Below are 890 nucleotides of genomic sequence, written 5' to 3' on the forward strand. Positions count from 1 at the left end.
TGCGGGAGAGGGGAGAAAAGAGAAAACAGAAGAAGTTTTTAAGCTTCGCCCTTCGTTTTCTTCTCCAGCACTTCCCAGCGCTCCAGCGCTTCCAGCAGTTCCATCTCGATCTCGTCGTGCCGTGTGGCCAGATCGGCGGCGCGTTTCGGATCGGTGGCGTACATCGAGCCATCCTCAAGCTGCGTAGAGATGGTTTTCTGCTCGGTCTCCAGCGACTGGATGCGCTCCGGCAGGCCATCCAGTTCGCGCTGTTCCTTGTACGACAGCTTGACGGTACGGTTCGCGCCGCGCGCCTCGCGCGTGCTCTGCTTCGGGGCCTCGGCCTGCTTCTGATCGACTTTGGCGGCCTGCAGCGCCTGCGCGCGAGCGGACTGTTCCAGCCAATCCGAGTAGCCGCCGACCGATTCGCGCCACATGCCGTCGCCTTCGGCGGCGATCGTCGAGGTCACCACGTTGTCCAGGAACGCGCGATCGTGCGAAACCAGGAACACCGTGCCGCTGTAGTCCTGCAGCAGTTCCTCAAGCAGTTCCAGCGTGTCGATATCAAGGTCGTTGGTTGGTTCGTCGAGTACCAGCACATTGGCGGGCCGTGCGAACAGGCGCGCCAGCAGCAGCCGGTTGCGCTCGCCGCCCGAGAGCGACTTGACCGGCGAACGTGCGCGTTCCGGGGCAAACAGGAAGTCGCCCAGGTAGCTCATCACGTGCTTGCGCTGGCCGTTGACTTCCACCCAGTCGCTACCGGGGCTGATGGTGTCGGCGAGCGACTTTTCCAGATCCAGCGACGTGCGCATCTGGTCGAAGTACGCCACCTGCAGGTTGCTGCCGTTGCGCACCGTGCCGCTGTCGGGCGGCAGTTCGCCGAGAATCAACCGCAGCAGCGTGGTCTTGCC

General features: G+C 63.3%; 1 protein-coding gene. It reads right to left on the reverse strand.

Going from position 1 to position 890, the window contains the following annotated elements:
* Nucleotides 1-38 precede the first annotated feature (38 nt).
* Nucleotides 39-890, reverse strand: an 852-nt coding sequence (locus B552_RS0126655; protein WP_019452116.1) for an ATP-binding cassette domain-containing protein, incomplete at its 5' end; no start/stop codon positions are given.

It is taken from the genome of Cupriavidus sp. BIS7 (assembly GCF_000292345.1).
GTDB lineage: Bacteria > Pseudomonadota > Gammaproteobacteria > Burkholderiales > Burkholderiaceae > Cupriavidus.